This is a genomic window from Rhodococcus jostii NBRC 16295, from assembly GCF_001894825.1.
Taxonomy (GTDB): Bacteria; Actinomycetota; Actinomycetes; order Mycobacteriales; family Mycobacteriaceae; genus Rhodococcus_F; species Rhodococcus_F jostii.
Genome location: NZ_BCWY01000008.1, coordinates 45,495 through 67,498, shown reverse-complemented (window position 1 = coordinate 67,498; position 22,004 = coordinate 45,495). Strand labels below are relative to the sequence as shown.

At 66.9% G+C, this 22,004-nt stretch carries 18 protein-coding genes; 7 read left to right on the top strand and 11 right to left on the bottom strand.

Going from position 1 to position 22,004, the window contains the following annotated elements; translation table 11 throughout:
* Positions 1 to 11: 11 nt before the first annotated feature.
* Complete coding sequence (locus RJ1_RS08715; protein WP_073359554.1) at positions 12 to 941, bottom strand: LysR family transcriptional regulator; 930 nt, start codon at positions 939 to 941, stop codon at positions 12 to 14.
* 170 nt (positions 942 to 1,111) lie between these two features.
* On the opposite strand from RJ1_RS08715, the gene hglS reads away from it, so the two are divergent.
* From hglS to uvrA, 5 genes are read left to right on the top strand one after another with little or no spacing between them, the layout of a single operon-like run.
* Complete coding sequence (gene hglS, locus RJ1_RS08710; RefSeq protein ID WP_073359553.1) at positions 1,112 to 2,560, top strand: 2-oxoadipate dioxygenase/decarboxylase; 1,449 nt, start codon at positions 1,112 to 1,114, stop codon at positions 2,558 to 2,560.
* On the top strand, positions 2,561 to 4,117 hold the full coding sequence (gene amaB, locus RJ1_RS08705; RefSeq protein ID WP_073359552.1) for an L-piperidine-6-carboxylate dehydrogenase: 1,557 nt from the start codon (positions 2,561 to 2,563) through the stop codon (positions 4,115 to 4,117).
* Positions 4,118 to 4,149: 32 nt separating this feature from the next.
* Entirely contained in the window at positions 4,150 to 5,298 is a 1,149-nt protein-coding gene (locus RJ1_RS08700; protein ID WP_073359551.1) for a Glu/Leu/Phe/Val family dehydrogenase, read from the top strand.
* 48 nt (positions 5,299 to 5,346) lie between these two features.
* The gene (locus tag RJ1_RS08695; protein ID WP_073359550.1) at positions 5,347 to 6,513 is read left to right on the top strand and encodes an NAD(P)/FAD-dependent oxidoreductase; all 1,167 of its coding nucleotides are present in this window, start codon (positions 5,347 to 5,349) and stop codon (positions 6,511 to 6,513) included.
* A gap of 60 nt (positions 6,514 to 6,573) precedes the next feature.
* Entirely contained in the window at positions 6,574 to 9,114 is a 2,541-nt protein-coding gene (gene uvrA / locus RJ1_RS08690; RefSeq protein WP_073359549.1) for an excinuclease ABC subunit UvrA, read from the top strand.
* Positions 9,115 to 9,117: 3 nt separating this feature from the next.
* Here the strand turns inward: uvrA and RJ1_RS08685 are convergent, their stop codons facing one another.
* The 7 genes from RJ1_RS08685 to RJ1_RS08655 all read right to left on the bottom strand — a co-directional run bounded on the left by RJ1_RS08685 (position 9,118) and on the right by RJ1_RS08655 (position 16,697).
* A complete protein-coding gene (locus RJ1_RS08685) occupies positions 9,118 to 10,665 on the bottom strand; it encodes an amino acid permease (RefSeq protein WP_073359548.1) in 1,548 nt (515 codons plus the stop codon).
* A 200-nt stretch (positions 10,666 to 10,865) separates the two neighbouring features.
* Entirely contained in the window at positions 10,866 to 11,528 is a 663-nt protein-coding gene (locus RJ1_RS08680; RefSeq protein ID WP_073359547.1) for a class I SAM-dependent methyltransferase, read from the bottom strand.
* A gap of 84 nt (positions 11,529 to 11,612) precedes the next feature.
* Entirely contained in the window at positions 11,613 to 12,050 is a 438-nt protein-coding gene (locus tag RJ1_RS08675; RefSeq protein ID WP_073359546.1) for a VOC family protein, read from the bottom strand.
* Between the two features lie 87 nt (positions 12,051 to 12,137).
* On the bottom strand, positions 12,138 to 13,706 hold the full coding sequence (locus RJ1_RS08670; protein WP_073359545.1) for an MFS transporter: 1,569 nt from the start codon (positions 13,704 to 13,706) through the stop codon (positions 12,138 to 12,140).
* An 84-nt stretch (positions 13,707 to 13,790) separates the two neighbouring features.
* Complete coding sequence (locus RJ1_RS08665) at positions 13,791 to 14,804, bottom strand: alcohol dehydrogenase catalytic domain-containing protein (protein ID WP_073359573.1); 1,014 nt, start codon at positions 14,802 to 14,804, stop codon at positions 13,791 to 13,793.
* Between the two features lie 123 nt (positions 14,805 to 14,927).
* Complete coding sequence (locus tag RJ1_RS08660) at positions 14,928 to 15,548, bottom strand: muconolactone Delta-isomerase family protein (protein WP_073359572.1); 621 nt, start codon at positions 15,546 to 15,548, stop codon at positions 14,928 to 14,930.
* 123 nt (positions 15,549 to 15,671) lie between these two features.
* Positions 15,672 to 16,697, bottom strand: coding sequence for an NAD-dependent epimerase/dehydratase family protein (locus tag RJ1_RS08655; RefSeq protein WP_073359544.1), 1,026 nt, complete (start codon positions 16,695 to 16,697; stop codon positions 15,672 to 15,674).
* A gap of 102 nt (positions 16,698 to 16,799) precedes the next feature.
* On the opposite strand from RJ1_RS08655, the gene RJ1_RS08650 reads away from it, so the two are divergent.
* Positions 16,800 to 17,372: a TetR/AcrR family transcriptional regulator gene (locus RJ1_RS08650; RefSeq protein ID WP_073359543.1), complete on the top strand. Its 573-nt coding sequence runs from the start codon at positions 16,800 to 16,802 to the stop codon at positions 17,370 to 17,372.
* 12 nt (positions 17,373 to 17,384) lie between these two features.
* Here the strand turns inward: RJ1_RS08650 and RJ1_RS48785 are convergent, their stop codons facing one another.
* Positions 17,385 to 17,525, bottom strand: a complete 141-nt coding sequence (locus RJ1_RS48785; RefSeq protein ID WP_083400589.1) for a PaaX family transcriptional regulator C-terminal domain-containing protein — start codon at positions 17,523 to 17,525, stop codon at positions 17,385 to 17,387.
* Between the two features lie 12 nt (positions 17,526 to 17,537).
* Positions 17,538 to 19,715 (bottom strand): cytochrome P450/oxidoreductase, encoded by a 2,178-nt coding sequence (locus RJ1_RS08640; RefSeq protein ID WP_083400590.1) that lies wholly within the window; start codon positions 19,713 to 19,715, stop codon positions 17,538 to 17,540.
* A gap of 124 nt (positions 19,716 to 19,839) precedes the next feature.
* On the opposite strand from RJ1_RS08640, the gene RJ1_RS08635 reads away from it, so the two are divergent.
* Positions 19,840 to 20,784, top strand: a complete 945-nt coding sequence (locus RJ1_RS08635) for a PaaX family transcriptional regulator (protein ID WP_073359541.1) — start codon at positions 19,840 to 19,842, stop codon at positions 20,782 to 20,784.
* Positions 20,785 to 20,943: 159 nt separating this feature from the next.
* On the opposite strand, the gene RJ1_RS08630 is transcribed toward RJ1_RS08635, so the two are convergent.
* Positions 20,944 to 21,876, bottom strand: a complete 933-nt coding sequence (locus RJ1_RS08630) for a PaaX family transcriptional regulator (RefSeq protein ID WP_083400591.1) — start codon at positions 21,874 to 21,876, stop codon at positions 20,944 to 20,946.
* Positions 21,877 to 22,004 lie beyond the last annotated feature (128 nt).

Genomic DNA, 22,004 nt, shown 5'->3' with positions numbered 1-22,004 from the left:
CGCTCCGACCGTCAGATCTTCTCGACCGCTGTGGACGCCGGGTCGACCGCCCCGCGCACGATCTCCGTGATGGCCCGCACCGTCGGCCTCACCTCCGAGCCGGCGAGCCGGATGAGCACGATGCGTCGGCCGATTTCCTGGGTGAGGTTCACCCGGATGATCGGCACCGAGCTGTTGAGCCTCATCATCATGTCCGTGACCGGGGCCGCTCCCAGTCCTTTTCCGGCCAGCGCCAGGGACACGGCGGTATCGACGATTTCGTGTCGCACGATCGGCTCGAAGCCCTCCTGCCGGCAGGCCGTCCGCACCGCACGGCCGAACTGGGTTTCCGCCGGCGGCAGGATCCAGTTCCACTCCGCGGCCTCGCGCAGATCGATGGTGCCCTCGGTGCGGATGCCGTACGCGCCGGGGGAGACGGCGAGTCCGAACCGCTCGCTGCGCAGGGTGATCATCTCGATGTCCGGGGTCCGGGGCATCGGGGAATGGGGATAGTCCAGCCCGAAGGCGACGTCCACGTGACCGCGTTGGACCTCGGTGGCGGCCTCGTCGACGTCGAGCTCGCGGCTGCTCAGCTCGAGGTGCGGATACTTGCGCTGCGCGGCGGCCACCACCGGCGGCAGCAACGCTGCGGCGGTGCTGCCGAAGGTGCCGAGCAGGAGCGGCGCGGCAACGTCGTCGTGCACCGCGCGCAGCGCATCGCGGGCCGCCTGTTCCGCATTCAGGATCTTCACCGCGTGGTCGGCCAGCACGGTGCCCGAGTCGGTGAGCACGACGTTGCGCCCCATCTTGGTGACGAGCTGTGAGCCGACGGCCTTCTCCAGGGCTGCGATCTGCTGCGATACGGCGCCCGCCGTGTATCCGAGTTCCTCGGCGACCGCGACCATCGTTCCCCGTCGGGCCAGCTCTCGGAGCGCGACGAGGTGCGCCAGGCTCATGTTCATATAGGGATTCTAAACGGTGATGGCCAGATTTCTTCGCTGGTGCTATCCATTTCTGCGCACCACGATGAGCATGCGGGAACGAAAACGTCGAACAGTCGGGGCTCCTACGCGCAGGCCGCGACCACGACTTCGGTCTCACCCGATCCTCATCGACCCTGGAGTTGCACGCCATGCCGATCACTCAGCAGTGGGAACTGCGCGCCGAGTTCGCTCGCCGCCTCTCGCATCTGTACGGGAAAGAAGTTCCGGCCTACACGACGTTGCTCGAAGTGTCGCAGGCCGTCAACGACACCGTGCTGTCGAACCTCGGTGCAGGCGCCGAGCGGCTGGGCTCGACCGCCCGGGTCACCGCCGAGCGTCACGGAGCGATCCGGGTGGGCACCCCGCAGGAGATGGCGCAGGTCGCCCGGGTGTTCGCGGCCATGGGCATGTACCCGGTCGGGTTCTACGATCTGCGCGAGGCCGCTGCCAGTTCGGTCCCGGTCGTCTCGACCGCGTTCCGTCCGATCGATCCGGATGAGCTGGCACGCAACCCGTTCCGGGTGTTTACGTCCCTGCTGGTGCCGTCGGATCGCCGTTTCTTCAGCGCAGACCTGCAGCGACGTCTCGAGAATTTCCTCGCCAGGCGGAGACTGTTCACCACCGAACTGCTGGTCCTGGCCGACCGGGCCACCGAGTACGGGGGGCTGAATTCCGGTGACGCCGAGATGTTCCTGACGCTGGCCACCACGGCGTTCACGCTCTCCACCGAGGCCGTCGACCGCGCCTGGTACCGCGAACTCGAGGAGGTGTCCTCGGTGGCCGCCGACATCGGCGGAGTCACCAGCACGCACATCAACCACCTGACCCCGCGCGTGCTCGACATCGACGACCTCTATGCGCGCATGGAACGCCGCCAGATCGACATGATCGACACGATCCAGGGGCCACCGCGGTGGGCCGGTCCGGATCTGCTGTTGCGTCAGACCTCGTTCCGGGCGCTCGCCGAACCGCGGGTGTTCCGCGAATCCGACGGCAGCGTCGTCAAGGGCTCGCTGCGGGTGCGCTTCGGGGAGGTCGAAGCCCGGGGCATCGCCGCCACCGTCCGTGGCCGCGCGGTCTACGACCGGTTGACCGTCGAGACCGAGCAGGTGTTCGCGGAGGCGGCGGCCACCGCGCCGATCTCGGCCCGACAGCGCAACGCGATCGCCGCCGAGTTGTGGAACCGGCAGGTGCCCGCCACCGAACAGGGCCTGGCCCTGCACGATCTGGCGTACTTCACCTACGCCGTGAACACCGGCAAACAGCGCAACGGCACCGCCCCCGAACGTACACTGACGGATCTGATCGACCAGGGCTGGGTGCGCCCGGAACCCATTGTCTACGAGGACTTCCTGCCGAAGTCCGCCGCCGGTATCTTCCAGTCCAACCTGACCTCGGACGGCCGCAAGGACACCACACAGTCGACGACCGACATCGACGCCGCCTGGATGGAAGGAGTCCTGGGCCGCCCCTTGCACGACCAGTACGAGCTCTACGACGGGATCCGCCGCGAATCCCTCGTCCACGTTGCCAACCGACTGGGAATCCGCGGACCCATCGAAGAACCGGCAACCATCGCTACTCGAGGAGTTAAGTAAATGAGCACCGCCGTCACCGAAACCATCGCCCTGCCCACCACCGACGAACTGCGCACCCTGGCCCGCACCAGCCTGCAGCGATGTGGTGTCGACCCGTCGGTACTCGACACGACCGGGGCGAAGAACACCGTCACCGCGCGCACCCCGGTCACCGGCGAGAGCCTCTTCGCCTACCCCGCCGCCGACGCGACCGACGTCGACGCCGCGATCGACGCCGCCCACGAGGCGTTCCTGCAGTGGCGCACCGTGCCCGGACCGGTCCGCGGATTTCTGATCAAGCGGCTCGGCGAATTGCTGACCGAGCACAAGGAGGACGTCGCCAACCTCATCAGCATCGAGGTCGGCAAGATCCGCTCCGAGGCCCTCGGTGAGGTCCAGGAAATGATCGACATCTGCGACTTCGCAGTCGGTCTGTCCCGTCAGCTCGACGGCCGCACCATGCCGTCGGAGCGTCCCGGCCACCGCCTGATGGAGACCTGGCACCCGCTCGGTGTGGTCGGTGTCGTCTCCGCGTTCAACTTCCCCGCCGCGGTGTGGTCGTGGAACCTGGCCCTGGCGATCGTCTGCGGCGACTCGGTGATCTGGAAGCCGGCGCAGCTGACCACCCTCACCGCGGCCGCATGCTCGTCGCTGTTCGACCGTGCCGCGGAAGAATCCGGCGCCCCGGCCAACCTGAATGTCCTCGTCTCGGCGAGTGCCGCCGACACCCAGGCCCTCATCGACAGCCCGAAAGTGCCTTTGATCAGCGCCACCGGTTCCGAGCGGATGGGTGAGCAGATCGCTCCCCGCGTCGCCGCCCGGTTCGGCCGCGCCATCCTCGAGCTCGGCGGCAACAGCGCTGCGATCGTCACCCCGTCGGCAGCCCTCGACATCGCCACCCGCGGAATCGTTTTCGCCGCCGCCGGCACCGCCGGTCAGCGCTGCACCTCGATGCGCCGCATCATCGTCCACCAGGACATCGCCGACGAGCTGATCGACCGGATCTCCCAGGTCTACGGCCGCCTCCCGATCGGTGACCCGTTCGCCGACGGCACCCTCGTGGGCCCGCTGATCGACGGCAAGTCCCACGCCAACATGACCGCAGCCCTCGACAAGGCCGTCGCGCAGGGCGGCGAGATCCTCGTCGGCGGCAAACGCCGCCCGAGCAGCGAAGACTCGTACTACGTCGAGCCGGCGATCGTGCGGATGCCGGCCCAGAGCGAGATCGTCAAGGACGAAACCTTCGCCCCGATCCTCTACGTGCTGACCTACAACACGTTCGAGGAAGCGATCGCCCTGCACAACGACGTCCCGCAGGGCCTGTCGTCGTCGATCTTCACCACCGACCAGCGTGAGGCCGAGCGGTTCATTGCCGCCGACGGTTCGGACTGCGGCATCGTCAACGTCAACATCGGCACGTCCGGCGCCGAGATCGGCGGCGCATTCGGCGGCGAGAAGACCACCGGCGGCGGCCGCGAATCCGGCTCGGACGCTTGGCGCGCCTACATGCGCCGGGCGACCAACACCATCAACTACTCCCGTGAGCTGCCGCTGGCTCAGGGCGTCAACTTCGCCTGAAATCCCCTGTCGAGTCACGAGGAGCAACGACGATGTTCGAATTGATCGACGAATGGGGACCGGAGAAGGTCGTGTGCGTCTCCGACGCCCGCACCGGCATGCGCGGTGTCCTGGTCATCGACAACACCGCCCGCGGAATGGGTAAGGGCGGCACCCGCATGTCCACCACGGTCAGTGTCGGCGAGGTCGCGCGCCTGGCCCGCAACATGACGTGGAAGTGGGCGGGGGTCGACCTGTTCTACGGCGGCGCCAAGGCCGGGATCTGGGCAGACCCGAACGCCTCCTCGAAGGAAGCGGTGCTGCGGGCCTTCGTCCGAGCACTGCGCAACGAGGTCCCCGAGGAATACGTCTTCGGGCTCGACGTCGGGCTCACCGAGAAGGACGCCGCGATCATGCTCGACGAGGTCGGCGGCCGCGGCGGCGCTGTGGGCACCCCCCACGCGCTCGGCGGGCTCCCGTACGACCAGCTCGGCGTCACCGGCCACGGTGTCGCGGAGTCGGCGGACGCCGCCGCGCAGACCCTCGGTCTGTCCACCGGTTCGCTGAGCGTGTCCATCCAGGGCTTCGGAGCGGTCGGAGCGGCGAGCGCGAAGCGCCTCGCCGAACTCGGGGCCACCGTCGTCGCCGTGTCCACCTCGCAGGGCGGAATCCACAACCCGGACGGGCTCGACGTCGCCACCTTGCTCGACCTGCGTGATCAGTACGGTGACGGACTCGTCGACCAGTACTCCGACGCGAAGCCTCTCGCGGCCGGGGAAGAACTCTCGGTGACCGCGGACATCCTGATCCCGGCGGCGTTGCAGGACGTCATCGACGCCGAACTCGCCCGGACCCTGCCGGCCACGATCGTCGTCGAAGGCGCGAACCTGCCGAGCAGCCCCGCAGCGCAATCGATCCTGCGCGACCGCGGGGTGACGGTGGTTCCCGACTTCATCGCCAACGCCGGTGGTGTGGTTGCGGCCGCCGTGGCCATGGACGCCCGCTACTCCGGGATCCGGCCCGAACCCGCCGCCGTCTTCGACAGCATCTCGAACAAGCTGCGCGCCAGCACCATCGACACGCTCGACGCGTCGCAGGCGCAGGGGCGCACCACCCACGAGGTGGCCCGCACCACCGCCCAGGAGCGCGTGCGCGAAGCCATGGTGCTCCGCGGGCGTGCCCCGCAGAACGCCGCATTCTGACCGGTCCGGGCACTACATCTCTATTCTCGAAGGAAAGAAGAGGACGACATGAGCAAGGACCTTCCCGAACAGGCGTCCGTCGTCGTGATCGGCGGCGGCGTCATCGGCGCCAGCATCGCGTTCCACCTCGCCGAATCCGGGGTCTCCGATGTCGTCCTGCTGGAAAAGGACGAGTTGGCCTGCGGCTCGACCTGCAAGGCCGCCGGCGGTGTCCGCGCCTCCTTCAGCAACGAGGCCAACATCGCGATCGGCCTGCGCGGCCTCGACGTGTATTCGCGGTTCGCCCAGGAGTACGACCAGGAGATCGACTTCAGCCGAGACGGCTACCTGTACCTCCTCTCGGACCAGACCAACGTCGACATCTTCACCGAAAGCGTCGCGCTGCAGAACCGGCACGGCGTGCCGAGCCGCATGATCACTCCCGTAGAGGCACAGAAGATCTCGCCGCTGATCGGCACCGACGGCCTCCTCGCCGCCTCCTGGTCCCCTCAGGACGGCAAGGCCACCCCGGAATCGGTCGTGATGGGATATGCGGCCGCCGCTCGCCGGCACGGTGCCCGCATCATCCGGCACTGCGCGGTCACCGACATCGAGAGCACCGGCGGCACCATCACCGCAGTCGTCACCGAACACGGACGCATCAAGACCGGCACCGTGGTCTGTGCCGCCGGCGCCTGGTCGGCCGGCATCGGCGCCATGCTCGGAGTGAACATCCCGGTCGTCCCCGTCCGCCGACAGATCGCCTTCACCGAACCGCTCTCCGAGCTGCCCGAATCCTCACCGTCGCTGACCATCGACTTTCCGTCCAACTTCTACTTCCACCCCGAAGGGAAGGGCCTCCTGCTCGGCTGGTCCGACCCGGACGAGCCCGCGGGATTCAACCTCAAATTCGAACTCGAGGACTGGCTGATGGGACTGGGCACCATCGCCGAGACCCGGGTGCCGGCAGTGCTGGACTACGGCATCAGCACCGGCTGGGCCGGTCTGTACGAGGTCACCCCCGACCGCAACCAGATCATCGACCGCTGCACCGAGGTCGACGGCCTGCTGATCGCCACCGGCTATTCCGGCCACGGATTCCTGATGGGGCCGGCGACCGGCGAGATCGTGCGCGACCTCTACCACGGCAGAGAACCCGGATACGACATCAGTTCCTTCGCGCTCGACCGCTTCGCGCAGGCGGGTATCGCGGCGGGCGAAACGAACATCGTCTGACCGCGGCTCTCGCGGCCGGGAGGTAACCTGTCCGAGCACGCATCGACCTCTGGAGTAGTTGTGCCCACCTTCGAACCCGCGCCACCGGCCGAACCGGCACATGCCCTGGGGTTCAACGGGGTCGAGGTGTTCGATGCCAGCGAACACAACCTCGACCACGTCGACGTGTTCATTCCCCGGGACAGCATCGTCGCGTTCACCGGCGTCTCGGGATCGGGCAAGTCCTCGCTGGCGTTCGGCACCATCTACGCCGAAGCGCAGCGACGCTTCCTCGAGTCCGTCACTCCGTACGCACGCCGGCTGATGGATCAGATCGGCGCGCCCAAGGTCGGGGACATCACCGGGCTCCCACCGGCGGTGGCGTTGCAGCATGCGCGCGGTCATACCTCCGTCAGGTCGTCGGTCGGCACCCTCACCCACATCTCGAACGTGCTGCGAATGCTGTTCTCCCGAGCCGGGACCTACCCGCCGGGCGCGGCCGTCCTCGACTCGAACGCCTTCTCGCCCAACACGCCCGAAGGCGGATGCCCGGCGTGCCACGGGCTCGGCCGCACCCATGACGTCGACGTCGCCGCGTTGGTACCGGACCCGAGCCTGAGTATCCGCGACGGCGCCGTCGCGGCCTGGCCGGGCGCCTGGCTGGGGAAGAATTACCGCGACATCCTCGACACTCTGGGGATCGACGTGGACCGCCCCTGGTCCGAGCTTCCGGCCGACCGGCGGGAGTGGATCCTCACCACCGACGAACAACCCACGGTCACGGTGTCTCCGATCCGCGACCCGGGAAAGATGGTGCGGGACTATCAGGGAACGTTCTCGAGCGCCCGCACCTACGTCCTGCACACCTTCGCCACGACGAAGAGCGCAACGCAGCGGGCGAAGGTCGGACGCTATCTGGTGTCCCGCCCCTGCAGCGCCTGCAACGGCAAGAGGCTGCGCCCGGAGGCGTTGGCGGTGCGGTTCGCCGGCCTCGACGTGGCCGAGGCCGGCGAGCTGTCCCTGGCCGATCTGGCCACGGTCCTCGAAACAGCAGTTCTCTCACACGATTCCACCGCCTCCGCGGCAACCGAACAGGCAGCGGCGGCGTTGGTGGACAACCTTCTCGGACGCCTCGCGGGGTTGACCGAGCTCGGGCTGGGGTACCTGAGTCTCGGCCGATCCACCACCACCCTCTCGCCGGGTGAGCTGCAGCGCCTGCGGTTGGCGACCCAGCTGCAATCGGGTCTGTTCGGAGTGCTGTACGTCCTCGACGAACCGTCCGCGGGCCTGCATCCCGCCGACACCGAGGCGCTGGTCTCCGCCGTGCGGCGACTGCGGGCGGCGGGTAACTCCGTCTTCGTCATCGAACACAACCTCGACGTCGTCCGGGCAGCCGATTGGATCGTCGACGTCGGTCCCGGGGCCGGCGAGCACGGCGGGCGGGTCCTGTACAGCGGCACGGTGGACGGACTCGAGCACGTCACCGAATCGGTCACTCGCCGATACCTTTTCGAAGCCCCCGCCCGCCATCCGGCACCGGTCCCGCCGGGCCGGTGGATCGAACTCGCCGGCATCACCATGCACAACCTGCGGGATCTGACCGTACGGATACCGCTCGGGGTGCTCACCGCCGTCACCGGGGTGTCCGGATCGGGAAAGTCCACGCTCGTCAGCCGGGTGCTCACCGACGTCGTGTCCCAGCACCTCGGCGTCGACACCGAACCCGGCACCGAGACTGCGGAAGCCGAGACCGAAGACTTCACCACCGCGGCGGCCGACGCCCGCGAGAACGACACCCAGCCGACGGTCGTGGCCACGCAGGGGCTCGGGCACCTCGACCGGCTGGTCCGGGTCGACCAGACCCCCATCGGGCGGACGCCGCGCTCGAATCTCGCGACCTACACCGGACTCTTCGATGTGATCCGGCGTCTGTTCGCTGCCGATCCCACGGCCCGCGAGCGGGGATACCGTCCCGGCCGGTTCTCGTTCAACGTCATCGGGGGCCGATGCGAGGAGTGTGAGGGAGCCGGGTCGATCACCGTCGGCATGCTGTTCCTGCCCGAGGCCTCCGCACCGTGCCCGACCTGCGCCGGCGCACGGTACAACGCGGAGACCCTCGAGATCCTCGTCGACGGCCGGACGATCGCCGAAGTGCTCACGATGACGGTCGACGATGCCCGCGACTTCCTCGACCACGTTCCGGCAGCGGTGAAAAGCCTGGACATGCTGGTCGAGGTCGGTCTCGGATACCTGCGGCTCGGACAATCGGCCACCACCCTGTCGGGTGGCGAAGCGCAACGGGTCAAGCTCGCCAGCGAACTGCAGCGCATCCGATCCGGTCACACCCTCTACGTCCTCGACGAACCCACCACCGGACTGCATCCGGCCGACGTCGACCGCCTCATGGTGGTGCTGCGTCGTCTCGTCGAGGCCGGCAACACCGTCGTGCTGGTCGAACACGACATGTCGGTCGTGTCGTCGGCTGACTGGATGATCGATCTCGGGCCGGGCGGCGGAGACAACGGCGGACGCATCATCGCCTCCGGACCCCCGGCGACCGTCGCCGGGACCGCCGACTCCGCCACCGCCACCTATCTCGCCCGACACCTCACCCCCGTCTAGGGGTCACGACTGCCTCCTGTGGTGGCGACGGGAATTCGGCTCCTGCTGCGCCGCCGCGATCAGTTCGATGTCCGAGCCGCCGAGCGTCTCCACCGACTCGATGCGCTTCTCGGCCTCCGCGACGGACTCGTCCGACGAGCCGATCGGGGGAGCGGCGGACAGCGACTCGGAGTCGATTCCGGCCTTGCCCATCCACCTGCGCACCTCGTAACTGATCAGGATGGCGATCAGGGTGAGACCGCTCATGAGGAACTGCGAGCGGGTGGTCGGCAGGAAGGCCATCGCGAGGATGACCGTGGCCATCAGCGCGATGGTGGCGTAGCTCAGCCACGGGAACAGCCACATCCGGAGCTGCAGTGCCGCAGGATCTTCGTGCTCGAGTCTGCGGCGGAGTACCACCTGGGAGATGGCGATCAGAAGGTACACGAAGAGCGCGACAGCCCCGTAGGAGTTGACGAGGAAGTTGAAGACGATGTCGCCCCACACGTACGTGCAGGCGACGGAGATGTATCCGATGGTGGTGCCGAGCAGAATGGCGCGACGCGGCACGCCGTTGCGGGACAGTTTGGTGAAGAATTTGGGGGCGTCGCCGTTCCGGGTGAGTGCGAACAGCATTCGGGACGTGGTGTACAGGGCGGAGTTCAAGCAGGAGAGTACCGCGGTGAGGACGATGAAGTTCATGATCGTGGCCACGCCGGGAATTCCGAGTACTTCGAGCACCGAGGCGTACGGACTCACACCGACGCTCTCGCTGTCCCACGGCTGAATCGCGACGACCACGAGAATCGACCCGACGTAGAACGTCACGATCCGCACGACGATCGACCGCATGGCCCGGGCAACAGCGCGTTTCGGCTCCTCCGACTCGGCGGCGGCGATCGTCACGATCTCGGCCCCGGTGTAGAAGGCGACGCAGGGGACGACCGCAGCGAGCACCGCGCCCCAGCCCAGCGGGGTGAAACCACCGTGACTCACGAGGTTGCCGAGTCCCGGTGTGGAATCGGGCCACAGTCCGGTGATCCAGAGGGAGCCCATCCCGAGGAACAGGACGATCGCGACCACCTTGATCGACGAGAACCAGTATTCGAACTCGCCGTAGGAGCGGGCGGACACCATGTTGGTGGCCGTCAGCAGGAGCATCAGTCCCAGGCTCAGGATCCACAGCGGGACCATGGGTATCCAGAGCTGCAGGATCCGGCCACCGGCGATGGCCTCGACCGCGACGACGATCACGAAGAAGTACCAGTACATCCACCCCGTGGCGAACCCGGCCCGACGACCGAGGGCCTGGCGGGCGTAGACATAGAACGATCCGACCACCGGCCTGGCCACCGCCATCTCCGCCAGCATCCGCATGATCAGCAACGTGATGATGCCGGCGATGAGGAAGGAGATGATCGCGGCGGGTCCCGCGCCGCCGATGACGACGCCGCTGCCCACGAACAGGCCGGCACCGATCACGCCGCCGAGGGCGATCAGGTTCATGTGCCGGCGTTTCAGGCCCTTACCGAGACCGGAACTGTCGGTGTGTTCGGGAACGGTACTGTCCACATTTCCTCCAGAAGGCGTTGACCGGGAGCGCCGACTGCCGGCCTACCGTCCGTCCTCGGACAGCGGTGCAGATCGGGCACCGAGCAAGTGTGATCCACATCACTTATTTTGGTGAGTCACCTCACACTACGACCCCGAAACAGGGCGCGCCCAGAGCCAGATCCGAGGGGAGCGGAGGGACCAGCGACGCTCCCGCGTCCCTAGATCCGTGTGATCGTCGCCAACCAGGCCGGCATGCCTTCCGCGGCAAACGTCGTCTCGATCCGGCTCGGCTCGACAGCCTCGACATTCCAGCCGGCGCCGCGGCCGAATGCCGCTCTCAGCTCGTCCTCACCGACCGGATGCGGGCCACTGTTGTCCGGGTCGACGTCGCTGAAGCACAACACGTACAGGGTTGCGCCACGCTCGGTCACCGACGCCAGACTCGTCACGTAGTCTTGCCGCTCCTCGCACTCGAAAGTGTGGAACAGGCCGCAGTCCAGCACCGTCTCGAACGTGCGGCCCAGACGCCCCAGCTCGAACGCATCGCCCACCACGAACTCGGCATCGATTCCGCGCGCCCCGGCCTTCTCCCGTGCGATCGCCACCGCGGTCTCGGCGACATCGACACCCAGAACCGGCAACCCCAGCGACGCCACATGAAGTGCGTTGTCGCCGGTTCCGCAGCCCGCATCGAGAACCGCGCCGGCGAATCCACCGCCCGAGGCCAGGCGCACGATTGCCGGCTGCGGCTGCCCGATGTCCCACGGCGCGGGGCCGTCCTGGTACGACGCATCCCACGGCTGACCCGCCCGTTGCTCGTGACTGGTCGGCTGCCGGCCGCGGAACGGGTCGTCGGCGGGGGTGTCTGATCGCTCGGACATCTGCGTCCCTTCCCACAGCGACTGATCTCGGCACCTCATCGTTGCATGCCGTGGTCGCCGATCGGCCGGAACTTCTCCGGCGCGTCAGTCGAGGCAGAACTCGTTGCCCTCGGGGTCGGTGAGCACGATGTGGCCGCCCTGCAGCGGCGGCGCGGGCTCGAATCGCGCAACCCGCGTCGCGCCGAGGGCGACCAGTCGCGTGCATTCCTCTTCCAGCGCCGCCATCCGCTCGTCACCCGTCGATCCCGGGGCCGCACGAACGTCGAGGTGCACCCGGTTCTTCGCGGTCTTGCCCTCCGGGACACGCTGGAAGAAGATCCGCGGACCGGATCCGTCGGGGTCGATCAGTGCCGACGCGTCGTTGCGACGCTCGGGTGGGATTCCCATCGCAGCGAGCGCGGCGTCCCACGTGTCGAACCCGGGCGGCGGGTCCTGGATCCGGTAGCCGAGGGCCTCGGCCCAGAAACTCGCGAGCGCCGCCGGGTCGCCGCAATCGAAGGTCACCTGGATTTCGCGGGTCATCAGTGCCGTCCTTTCGGGGTGTGCGGATCGGATGGACCTCACCCTGCCACGCCCAGAGGTCAGCTACGGTCCTCGATTCGGTCCGGATCACACGGGGTCCCGCACGCGCATCATGCGGAACGAGTTGAGGAGCCCGAGCAGACCGGCCAGTATCGGCACGAGCAACGCTATCTGCAAAGCGAGAGGTCGCGCGTCCGTGTTGATGCGGATGATCTCGTCCTGAATCTCCGGGGGTTGGTCGACCAGCAATTCCTCGAGTTGGGTGTTGCTCATGACTTCCGCGTCGCTCTCGAGCACCTGCGCCACGTGCTGCTGGTCTGCAGGCGGGAGGACGGTGCTCGATTGCGCCATCGCGGTGAAGGTGAAGGACAGCGTTGCCAGCATGATGGCGCCGGCGAACGCCAACCCGAACGACAGCCCGAACGAGCCCGCCGCCGAGTTGGTGCCGGCGGCCTCGCTGACCCGTTCGTCCGAGATCGGGGCGAGCGTGTAGTTGTTCAGCTGCGACACCAGCAGTCCCAACCCCGAACCCGCGACGATCAGCGGGAGCACCAGTGCCCAGCCGAACTCGGCCCGGGGCACGATCGGGATCAGGACGGCTATCCCGACCGTCAGCAGAAGGAATCCCCACCGGACGATGCCGCTGGGCCGCCGATCCCCGGCCTTCTTCCCGGCGAGCAACGCGACCGCGAACATGCTGAGGGACAGCGGTGCGAGGGACAGGCCCGCCTGCATCGCGTTGTACTCGAGCACCATCTGCAGGTAGATCGGCAACGCAATCATGGTGCCGCCCAGCGCTATCTGCTGAAGCATCTGCTGGGTGATCCCCAGCCGGAAGACCTTGGACCTGAACAGATCCGGGTCCAGCAGGGTCGGTTCGCCGCGCCGCTTGCGCCGCACGAGCCAGTACGCCAGTCCGGCCAGTGCCAGCGCACCGATCACCAGAAGCGCGGCAACGGCTTCGCCGCCCTCCTGCCACACCAGGATTCCCAGCACGATGCCGCCCATGCCCAGCACGGACAGCGCCGCGCCGACCGTGTCGATGTGCCGAGGTCCGGTGTACCGCACATCCCGGACGAGTCTGATGCCGGAGAGCACGATCGCGATGATGACGACCTCGAGCACGAACGCAATACGCCAGGAAAGGAAGGTGGTGATGAAACCTCCGAGCAGCGGTCCGACCGCCGCGGCAATCGCGGCCGCCGCCCCGACCAGGGCGTAGACCTTCTTCTGGGCGTCTCCTTCGAAGTTACCGTGAATGAGGGACTGCATCGCGGGCAGCAGGAGTGATGCGCCGATTCCGCCCAGCACGGCCCAGAAGACGATGACCGCTGTCAGGCTCTGCGCGAGCGCCATCGCCGTCGCACCGACTGCGTAGCCGAGCAGACCCAGCACGTAGGCGCGTTTGCGTCCGATGAGATCGCCGACCTTACTGCCGATCAAGATGAAGGCCGCAGATACCAGCGCCTCGAGGGCGATCGCGGCCTGGACGCCGCTGACGGTCGTGTCGAGATCGCGAACCACCGACGAGATCGACACGTTCATCAGGGACGTGTCGACCACCAGGACGAACATCGCCATCGCCAGCAGGATCGCGAGCAAGCGCTGCCCGCCCGCCGCGCGCTCGGAACCGCTGGTCGCCGATCCTTCGGTCATCGGACACTCACCGTCCCGGCTGCCGTGACATTCCTCGACATCACGGCCACCTCCTAGGGTGCAGACCCGCCCGTGCCGGAAGGTTCACATGGTGAGGACCATGCGATAGCGCGCCTTTCCTTCCTCCATCGCAGCGTAGGCCTCCGCGGCCTGGGCCAGAGGCCGTTCCTCGATTCGGGCGCGCACTCCCGACAGGACAGCGAAGTGCATCGTCTCCTCGACGTCGCGGGCGGTGCCGGAGGGGTGACCGGTCACGTTGAGGCCGGGAGTGATCAGCTGCAGCGGACTGATCGGTAATGGGTCGGGGGTGACCCCGACGACGGTGAGTTCTCCCTGCGGAAGCAGCCCGCCGACCGTGTCACCCATGGCTTTCGAATTTGCCGCGGTCGCGAGAACGACCGACACGCCACCGAGTGCCTGCAACGCGTTGCTGACGTCGCCGGCGGTGGAGTCGATGTAGTGGTGAGCGCCGAGTTCGCGGGCGTCGTCCGCCTTGTGCGCGCCACGGGCGATGGCGATCGTCTCGAATCCCATCGCCCGGGCGAACTGCACACCGAGGTGGCCGAGTCCGCCGATACCGAGGACAGCGACGCGGTCACCCGGGACCGCCTTGGTCTTGCGGAGCGCATCGTACGTGGTGACGCCGGCGCAGCTCATGGGTGCGGCCTCGGCGAAGGACAGCTCTTCGGGAATACGGGCCAGTGCATTGGCCGGCGCCGTCACCGACTCGGCGTAACCGCCCGGGTACTGCCAACTCGGAACCTGCAACTTCTCGCAGTTGATGAACAAGCCCTTACGGCAGGGGATGCACTTGTTGCAGTGACCACCGAACCAACCGACTGCCACGCGGTCGCCGACTGAGTAGTTGTCCACGCCTTCGCCGACCTCGGCGATCGTTCCGGCGATCTCGTGTCCCGGTGTGAGTGGCCACGACATGTCGGGGAACCCGCCGTGGACGAATCCGTGGTCGGTACCGCACACGCCGCACGCGGAGACGGCTAGGCGTACGTGGTCGCGCGGGGGTGACACCGTGTCGACTTCGACGAGCGTCAGCGGTTCGCCGGGGCCCTGGACGTGAACAGCCTGATGGGTTGGCATCTGCATCCTCACTGTCTGTGTGTAGTCAGCACAGGCTCGACGGTGCCGTCGAGCACATTTCAGTCAAGCCCCTCGGCGGAACTCCTGACAAGAGTCGCCGGGATCGCACCCACTCTGCCGTCGTCAGCTGCCGGTGACCGCCGGGTCGCTGGGGTGCCGGGTGAGCGGCGTGGTCTGCACGCTCATCCAGGCATCCATCGGCAGCGACGTCAGGATCGCCTGCATCTCGGCGGCCTCCCGGGCCCACCACAGACCCAGCGAGTGGCCCTGGCCGGGCAGCGTCCAGAGCCGCAGCAGGTGTCCCTGCCCGGCCAGCTCCCGCGCGCGGTCGGCCTCGCGCGCGGTGGTGGCATCGACGGTCTCGCCGGGTGTGCCTTCCGGGACGGTGACCGTGAACGTTGTCAGAAACTCGCTGCCCCCGGCTTCCGGCGCGGGCGGTCCGGGCTTCTCGACGTGTCCGGGCGGGTCGTTCGGGTGCGACGCGAGCGGCGTGACCTCGTCGGTGCGCCACACCCGCAGCGGCATCGAGGCGAGAACCTTCTCGAGCCCGTCCCCGTCATCGGCGGCGAACAGGCCGAGCGTGCGCCATTCGCCGGGTTTCAGCGGCGGGCGCCACAGTCGCAGTAGGTGCCCCTGTGCCGCGAGTTCACGTGAATGTGCGGCCTCGCGGTCGCGGATGTCCTGAACGGCTACTTCCGAAGTTCCCTCGGGGACGTGGGTCGTCATGGTGACGAGATAGTCCATGGTGAGCGCCTCCTGGGCGATCGGGAATACATTCGCGCGGTGGACGGTCACCGGCGGCTTCGTCTCATTGTTCCCCGACGAGCAGGGTCCGGTCACCCGTTGGCCGGCGCTCGGATCACGGCGTCAGACGGCACCCTTCTCCACGAGGTCTCGTGCGCAGTCCAATACCGTCTGATCGGGAGAACGGGGTTCCCAGCCGAGCACACGCTGCGCCTTGTCGGTGCTGTGCCGATTCCGCCGACCCAGCGCCGGGGTGATCTCCCGCAGCGACGGATCGAGGTAGCGGGCGGCGAGACGAACGGCGAAGTCGGGGAGTTGACGCGTGTGCACCTTCCGGCCTCGATCGCCGAGGCCGGAGTGCAGGACTTCGGCCATTTCTCGCATCCATCTGAAGTCTCCGGTCGCCAGAAACCGTTCCCCGCCCGCCGCCGGCGAGGTCATGGCGCGGATGTGGATGTCGGCGAGGTCGCGGACGTCGACGATCTCCAGTCCGATGCGCGGGACTCCGCGCATGCGGCCGGAGATCATCCGCTGGATGATCGCGACGGATCCGAGGTTGGCGGTGGTGAGGACCGGGCCGAACACGGCGCCGGGCAACACCGTCGTCAGCTCGGTCACGCCGTCCTGCTCGCGCATGAAGTCCCAGGCCGACCGCTCGGCGAGTGTCTTCGACCGGCGATACGGAATCAGTGTGGGATCGTCGGGATCGGTCCACAACTCTTCGTCCGTGACGCCGTCGGTCGCATAGGAGGAGGGGCTCGCCGCGTTGGCGGCGGACGTCATCACTACACGTCGCACCTTCGCCGCAGTAGCGGCGCGCAGAACCCGGACTGCGCCGTCACGCGCCGAGGCGATCAGCACGTCTTCGGCGACGGAGGCGGAGATTCCCAGCGGCGACGCCACGTGCAGCACAGAGGAGACCCCGTCGACGGCGTCGTCCCAGCCGGCGTCTGCGGTGAGATCTGCGACGGCGAATGTCAGGCGGCCCGGATCGACGTCGACCACGCCGGACACCGCTGCCCGCACTTCGTTCTCCTTGCCCGAGTTGCGGACGGTCGTGCGCACGTCAAATCCGCGCCGCAGCAACTCGACGATGCACCAGCCCGCGACGTAGCCGCTGCCACCGGTGACCAGTACAAACTCGGTCATGGCGTCCCACCTTCATGTGCCAGAATGAAACGGAGTGCCCTCCGGTTACTTCCACCGTAACGGAGGACCCTCCGCTTTGCAATCGATCGAGAAGGAGTACCCGTGGACGCGTCGCCCCGCAGACCGACCCGGTCCGATGCGCGCCTCAACCGTGAGCGAATCCTCGCCGTCGCACGCACTGCCGCAGCCGAAAACAACGAGGTCTCCCTCACCGCGATCGCCAAGCAGGCCGGAATCGGGATCGGCACGCTCTACCGGCATTTCCCGAATCGAGAGTCGCTGATCCTTGCCCTGTATCGGCAGGAACTCCAGAAATTGATCGACCTCGTCCCGGAACTCCTCGAGTCGTCACCCCCACTCGTTGCGCTGCGGCGATGGTTCGAAGAGATCGCCCGCTACGGGCGATTGAAGTTCGGTTTCGCGGAAGTGATCCACGCGGCCACGAGCGGTGGCGTGGACGACGAGCACTACCGGCCTTTCGTCGTGGCGATCGCGCAACTTCTCGAAGCCGGTGCCGCCGACGGTGTCCTCAAACCTGGATTAGATCCAGAAGACGTCCTCCTCCAACTGAGCGTCCTGTGGCGGATCGATCCCGCGGCCGGAGGCGAGGCCCGCGCCGCGCGGATCCTAGACCTCATCGTCGACGGGCTGCGCGTGAGTGCTCCGCCTCGCTGACACGCAGAGGATTCAGCCCGAGCATCCGGTGAGCCCGCGGTCCATGCCGCGCAGCATTCCACGGGCGTGACGGCCGGGCCAGTCCTTTGGCAACAGCTCGGCGGGCGGGTTCGGGTCCAGCTGAGGGCAGTTGCCGCTCCACCGGCTCGGCATTTACAGCGTTGGTCACGCGTCGAGAGTCAGAGCCTCGGTGCATGAGCGGGACACGCACGGCATCATCACCTGCCCCTCCTCACGCTGCGACTGATCGAGTACCGAATCGCGATGATCTGGCGTTCCATCGATCACGCGAGTCTCGCAGGAACCACACGTTCCTTCGAAGCACGATCCGGGTATGACCACACCCGCCTCGGCGCACGCGTCGATGATCGACTGACCCGGAAGCACCGTCACCTGTACGTCAGACCGCTCCAGCTGCACTCGGAACGATTCGAGCGCACCATCGCCGCCGACATTCGCGCCGGGCTTCGGAGAGAACCACTCGACGTGTAGCTCCTGCCCGGCCACCCGACAGGACTCTTCGAGCTCGGACAGCAAAGATTCAGGGCCGCAAGAGTATACGGCCGTCCCCGGCGGCTGTGCGGCTATCACCGCAAGCAGGTCGGGCCGGCCGGACACCGCGGATTCGTGCAGCCGAGCGGCGGGAAGCTCTGCGACGGTATCGGCATACGCCATCGACGTGCGCTGCTTGCCGATGTAGTGGAACTCGAACGGACGGCGCCGGTCGAGGACCCGCCGCGCCATGGTGAGCATGGGAGTCACCCCGATCCCTCCGGCGACGAACAGGTACCGATCGGCGTCGACCAGCGGAAAATGATTCTTCGGACCTGCCACAGTGAGTGAATCGCCGGCCTTGATCATCTCGTGAACGAACGCCGAACCGCCGCGGCTGTCGTCCTCACGAAGGACAGCGATGGTCCATGTGTCGGACTCCTCAGGGTTTCCGCACAGAGAGTACTGGCGGGCCAGTCCCGTAGGAAGGCGCAGTTCTATGTGCGCGCCAGGTTCCCACCGTGGCAGTGCACTCCCGCCGGGATCAGCCAGCGTCAGTTCCACTACGCGATCGGCCACGTCTCGCACCTCGGAGACGACCGTGATGCGTTCGCCCGATCGGAGATCTGACCCGTAGTCGAGAGTTCGATGCCCGGTGGCCGGGGTGAACCGGATCGGCAAGGCAGACAAGCCGATATGGGGCCAACCGGCCTGTACCGGTTCGCCGTCGAGAACAATCTCGTCGGTCAACGCAAACAGTTCCTCCACCACGATCCGCAACTCGGCACGCGCCAAGGGGGCGCCCAGGCAGGTATGAATTCCGTGGCCGAAGGCAACGTGACGGTTCGGGCGGCGGTCGATCACGCAACGGTCGGCGTCGTCGAATACCGTCGCGTCCCGATTGGCGGAGGACCACATGAGGGCGACCTTGTCGCCTGCGGGAATGGTTCGCCCGTGGAGGTCGACATCTCGGGTGGCAGTCCTGGCCAGGAGTCGGGCCGGTGACCAGACGCGCAGGATCTCTTCGATCGCTGTCGGAATCGCATCCGGGTTCTCCCGCAGATGTCGCTGCTCCTCGGGATGGCTGGCGAGGAAGGCGATCACGCTGCCGATGCCGTTGGTCGTAGTGCCGTGCCCGGCCTGAAGGAGCAGGCGTAGGACTGCGACCACTTCGTCGTTACTCAGCAGACGCCCGTTGATCTCACCTGTGAGAAGGCCGGTGGTCACGTCGGTCTCCGGGGTGAGCGGTTGCTGTCGGCGCCGCTCCACGAGTGCCTCGACGTACGCGTAGAGCCGGTCGTTGGCCTGGCTGTGTCGAGCTGCATCTCCCTGGGTACCGGCTGCCAGCACCGCGTTCGCCATCTCTTTGATCCCGGCGGCGTCCGCGGTGGGGATCCCGAGAAAGGTGCACAACACTTGGGCGGGCAGGGGGTAGGCGACCGACTCGACGACCTCCGCCCGTCCTGCCGCAACTGCCGAACCCAATAGATCCCGTGCAATTCGCCGAATGGCCGGCTCGATGGCTCGAATACGTTGGGGGGAGAAGTATTTGTTCAACAGATCGCGGTACTGGCGATGCTCGGGCGGATCCGATTCCAGGGGCGGCCGAGGAGGTCGGGTGGGCCCCGTCGAATCTGGAATGGTGGTTTTGTAGCGGCTGGCGAAAAGGTCGGTGTCCCGCGCCGCCGCCACCACGTCCTCGTATCGACTCAATGTCCAGAACCCACCGAATCGTTCTGTATGCGCAACCGGGCACTGTCCCCGGAGTCTGGCGTGCTCCGCCGAGGGGTCGGTCTCGTGTATGGCGGCGAGCGGGTCCCAGTCGCCGTGACGCATTGTCTCTGCTGCCATCGAGTGGCCTCTTTCGCGTGGATGACCGGACAAATGTTTGCACAAGAATATGTGACCGTCGTTTTAACTGCAATACTCCGGCGGGATCTGTGAAGATGGTGCATGACAAAGAGAGGAAGCCCAGATGACGAATGCCAACGAGGACCGGTGGCCCGACCCGGAGGTCGTCGATTTACCACGGCAACAGGCCGGGTCCAGCTCGCAGGCGTTGTTGGGAGCCTTACTGGCGGACTACACCTTCGAGGACGCGGGCGGCCTGACGTCCGAAGCGGTCGTGCGGTTGCTCGCCGAATTCGGCATATCGTCCTCTGGTGCCCGATCGGCGCTGAGCCGCATCGTGAAGCGGGGACTACTCGTCCCGCATCGTCGGGGACGGACGGTGACCTACGACATCAGCGACACGGCACGGCTGACCCACCGCGCGAAGCTCGGTGCCGTGGTGAGGTTCGGAACCCCCGCACCGCTCTGGGACGGACAGTGGACCGTGGCCGTGTTCTCGGTCCCCGAGACCCAGCGGATACTTCGCCAACGCCTTCGAACATTGCTCGAGAACGGCGGGTTCGCGATGTTTGCAGATGCAGTCTGGGTCTGCCCTTGGGACCGACGCGACCACGCGTCCCGGATCGGCTCCGATCTGGGCGTGCACTTGGCACTTTTTCGCGGGGAGTTCTTCGCTTGCGGCGACTCCGAGATGACGCCGAGCCGAGCCTTCGACCTCCGGGCCGTGCGGAAGGAGTACGACACCTTCCTCGACACCCACGCCGATGAGGCAGCCGCGATCATCCGGGGGCAGCTGACCGCGGACCGGGCGTTGGTGTTGCGGACGACCGTGCTGCGCGACTGGCGGAGAATCGCCGCGTTGGACCCCGCGCTGCCGCAGCAGCTGCTACCGATGGACTGGCCTCAGGGCGAGGCGCGCCAGGTCTTCGAGGTTCTGTGGAGGGGCTTGGGACCATTGGCACTGGCCAGGCTCAGGACACTTCTGGCAGACATAGACCCCGCCGTCGCAATCAACGTGGAACTGATGGATATCGAAGTGCCCCAAAGCGGGACCTCGACGACCCCGTGAGGCTAGGTCGGGAAACGGGTCGCGATGGACTCCTCGATCCACTGTTCGACCATGCGTCGCACAACTTCCCCCACAGGGTGACGCAATGCCTCTCAGACGTATCTCATAATTGACACGAACGTCCATAGAATGCGATACATTGGGCGCGCTCCGCGGGCATCAATCGAGCCAGGTACTGGTCCGCGTGCCGATGATGTGAGCCGAGACATGCTGTCCGTAGTCCGGGGCGTTGCGGTCCAGCACGCCCCGCACCCGGCGCATCGCGGCCGGAGCGAGTGAATCGTAGAGACGGACAAATACGCCTTGGGCATCCGACCGCGGCCAATCCTCCGGAAGCAGATCCAGTGGCAGATCAGGGTCGATCCTCGGAAACGACCGCCAGACATTGACGAGTTCGGTACGAAGGACCAGCGCCGAGGCCGGGTCGAGGCTCACCTCGTCGAGTCCTCCGAGCAGCGGTTCCGCACCGTCGAGGAACTCCCGGTACAACCCCTCGATCACGGTGAGGTCCCAGGCGTCGGTCGGGTTGCCGTGGCCGAGCCCGATACCGTCGATCTTTCCCTCGAAGAGCGAGGCGGAATCGATGCCCAACTTGGTGATCAGTGCCGCCGCATCACGGGCCACCGGCCTCGGCGTAATCCACAGGCCATCGTAGAGCGGGGCGAAACCCAACCAGGACAATCCCTTGCGGAGTTGTTGTCGCAGCGCCCGTTGTTGCTCGGGGACCGAGAAGCCGACGCACGTCCATTGGTCCGGGCCCTCACGTCGAACATGACCGAAGTCGGCGATTCGTCGCAGTCCCGACGCCAGGCGAACTCTGGCCTGCTCGGACAGGCAGTAGAAGGTTCGCCGGCCTTCCCTGACCACAACCAGGCGCCCCTCTTTGGTCAGCCGGCTCAACAGCGTGCGGCTGCCTGATTCGGACACGCCGAAATCGCACATCAGATCCACCAATACACCGGACGGCGCAAGCGCCCCCTCTGCCAGCCAGTAGTCGGCCATCAAGGTGACCAACATCTGACGCGCCCGTGTCCCGTCGGCGGTGCGGACTCGCATCTGCTCGAGAAAGTGGTGCTGACCTGCGCTGACCATACGACTCCTTCGGGAGAGTGTGTTGTGAATCTAGCGTAGCCGCGCGAATTAATCGCAAACTATTGACGATCGTCACAAATACGCCGACAATAATCGGACAGTGACGCCGATCTCATCCTGCTGAGCAG

Bases quoted from the DNA above. Each gene is read 5' to 3' on its own strand.
- RJ1_RS08715 (WP_073359554.1), bottom strand. From the start codon at position 941: ATGAACATGAGCCTGGCGCACCTCGTCGCGCTCCGAGAGCTGGCCCGA.
- RJ1_RS48785 (WP_083400589.1), bottom strand. From the start codon at position 17,525: ATGCCGAGCCGGTGGAGCGGCAACTGCCCTCAGCTGGACCCGAACCCG.
- RJ1_RS08670 (WP_073359545.1), bottom strand. From the start codon at position 13,706: ATGACCGAAGGATCGGCGACCAGCGGTTCCGAGCGCGCGGCGGGCGGG.
- RJ1_RS08675 (WP_073359546.1), bottom strand. From the start codon at position 12,050: ATGACCCGCGAAATCCAGGTGACCTTCGATTGCGGCGACCCGGCGGCG.
- RJ1_RS08660 (WP_073359572.1), bottom strand. From the start codon at position 15,548: ATGGACTATCTCGTCACCATGACGACCCACGTCCCCGAGGGAACTTCG.
- RJ1_RS08630 (WP_083400591.1), bottom strand. From the start codon at position 21,876: ATGGTCAGCGCAGGTCAGCACCACTTTCTCGAGCAGATGCGAGTCCGC.
- amaB (WP_073359552.1), top strand. From the start codon at position 2,561: ATGAGCACCGCCGTCACCGAAACCATCGCCCTGCCCACCACCGACGAA.
- RJ1_RS08680 (WP_073359547.1), bottom strand. From the start codon at position 11,528: ATGTCCGAGCGATCAGACACCCCCGCCGACGACCCGTTCCGCGGCCGG.
- RJ1_RS08640 (WP_083400590.1), bottom strand. From the start codon at position 19,715: ATGGCAGCAGAGACAATGCGTCACGGCGACTGGGACCCGCTCGCCGCC.
- RJ1_RS08700 (WP_073359551.1), top strand. From the start codon at position 4,150: ATGTTCGAATTGATCGACGAATGGGGACCGGAGAAGGTCGTGTGCGTC.
- RJ1_RS08635 (WP_073359541.1), top strand. From the start codon at position 19,840: ATGACGAATGCCAACGAGGACCGGTGGCCCGACCCGGAGGTCGTCGAT.
- RJ1_RS08665 (WP_073359573.1), bottom strand. From the start codon at position 14,804: ATGCCAACCCATCAGGCTGTTCACGTCCAGGGCCCCGGCGAACCGCTG.
- hglS (WP_073359553.1), top strand. From the start codon at position 1,112: ATGCCGATCACTCAGCAGTGGGAACTGCGCGCCGAGTTCGCTCGCCGC.
- RJ1_RS08695 (WP_073359550.1), top strand. From the start codon at position 5,347: ATGAGCAAGGACCTTCCCGAACAGGCGTCCGTCGTCGTGATCGGCGGC.
- RJ1_RS08655 (WP_073359544.1), bottom strand. From the start codon at position 16,697: ATGACCGAGTTTGTACTGGTCACCGGTGGCAGCGGCTACGTCGCGGGC.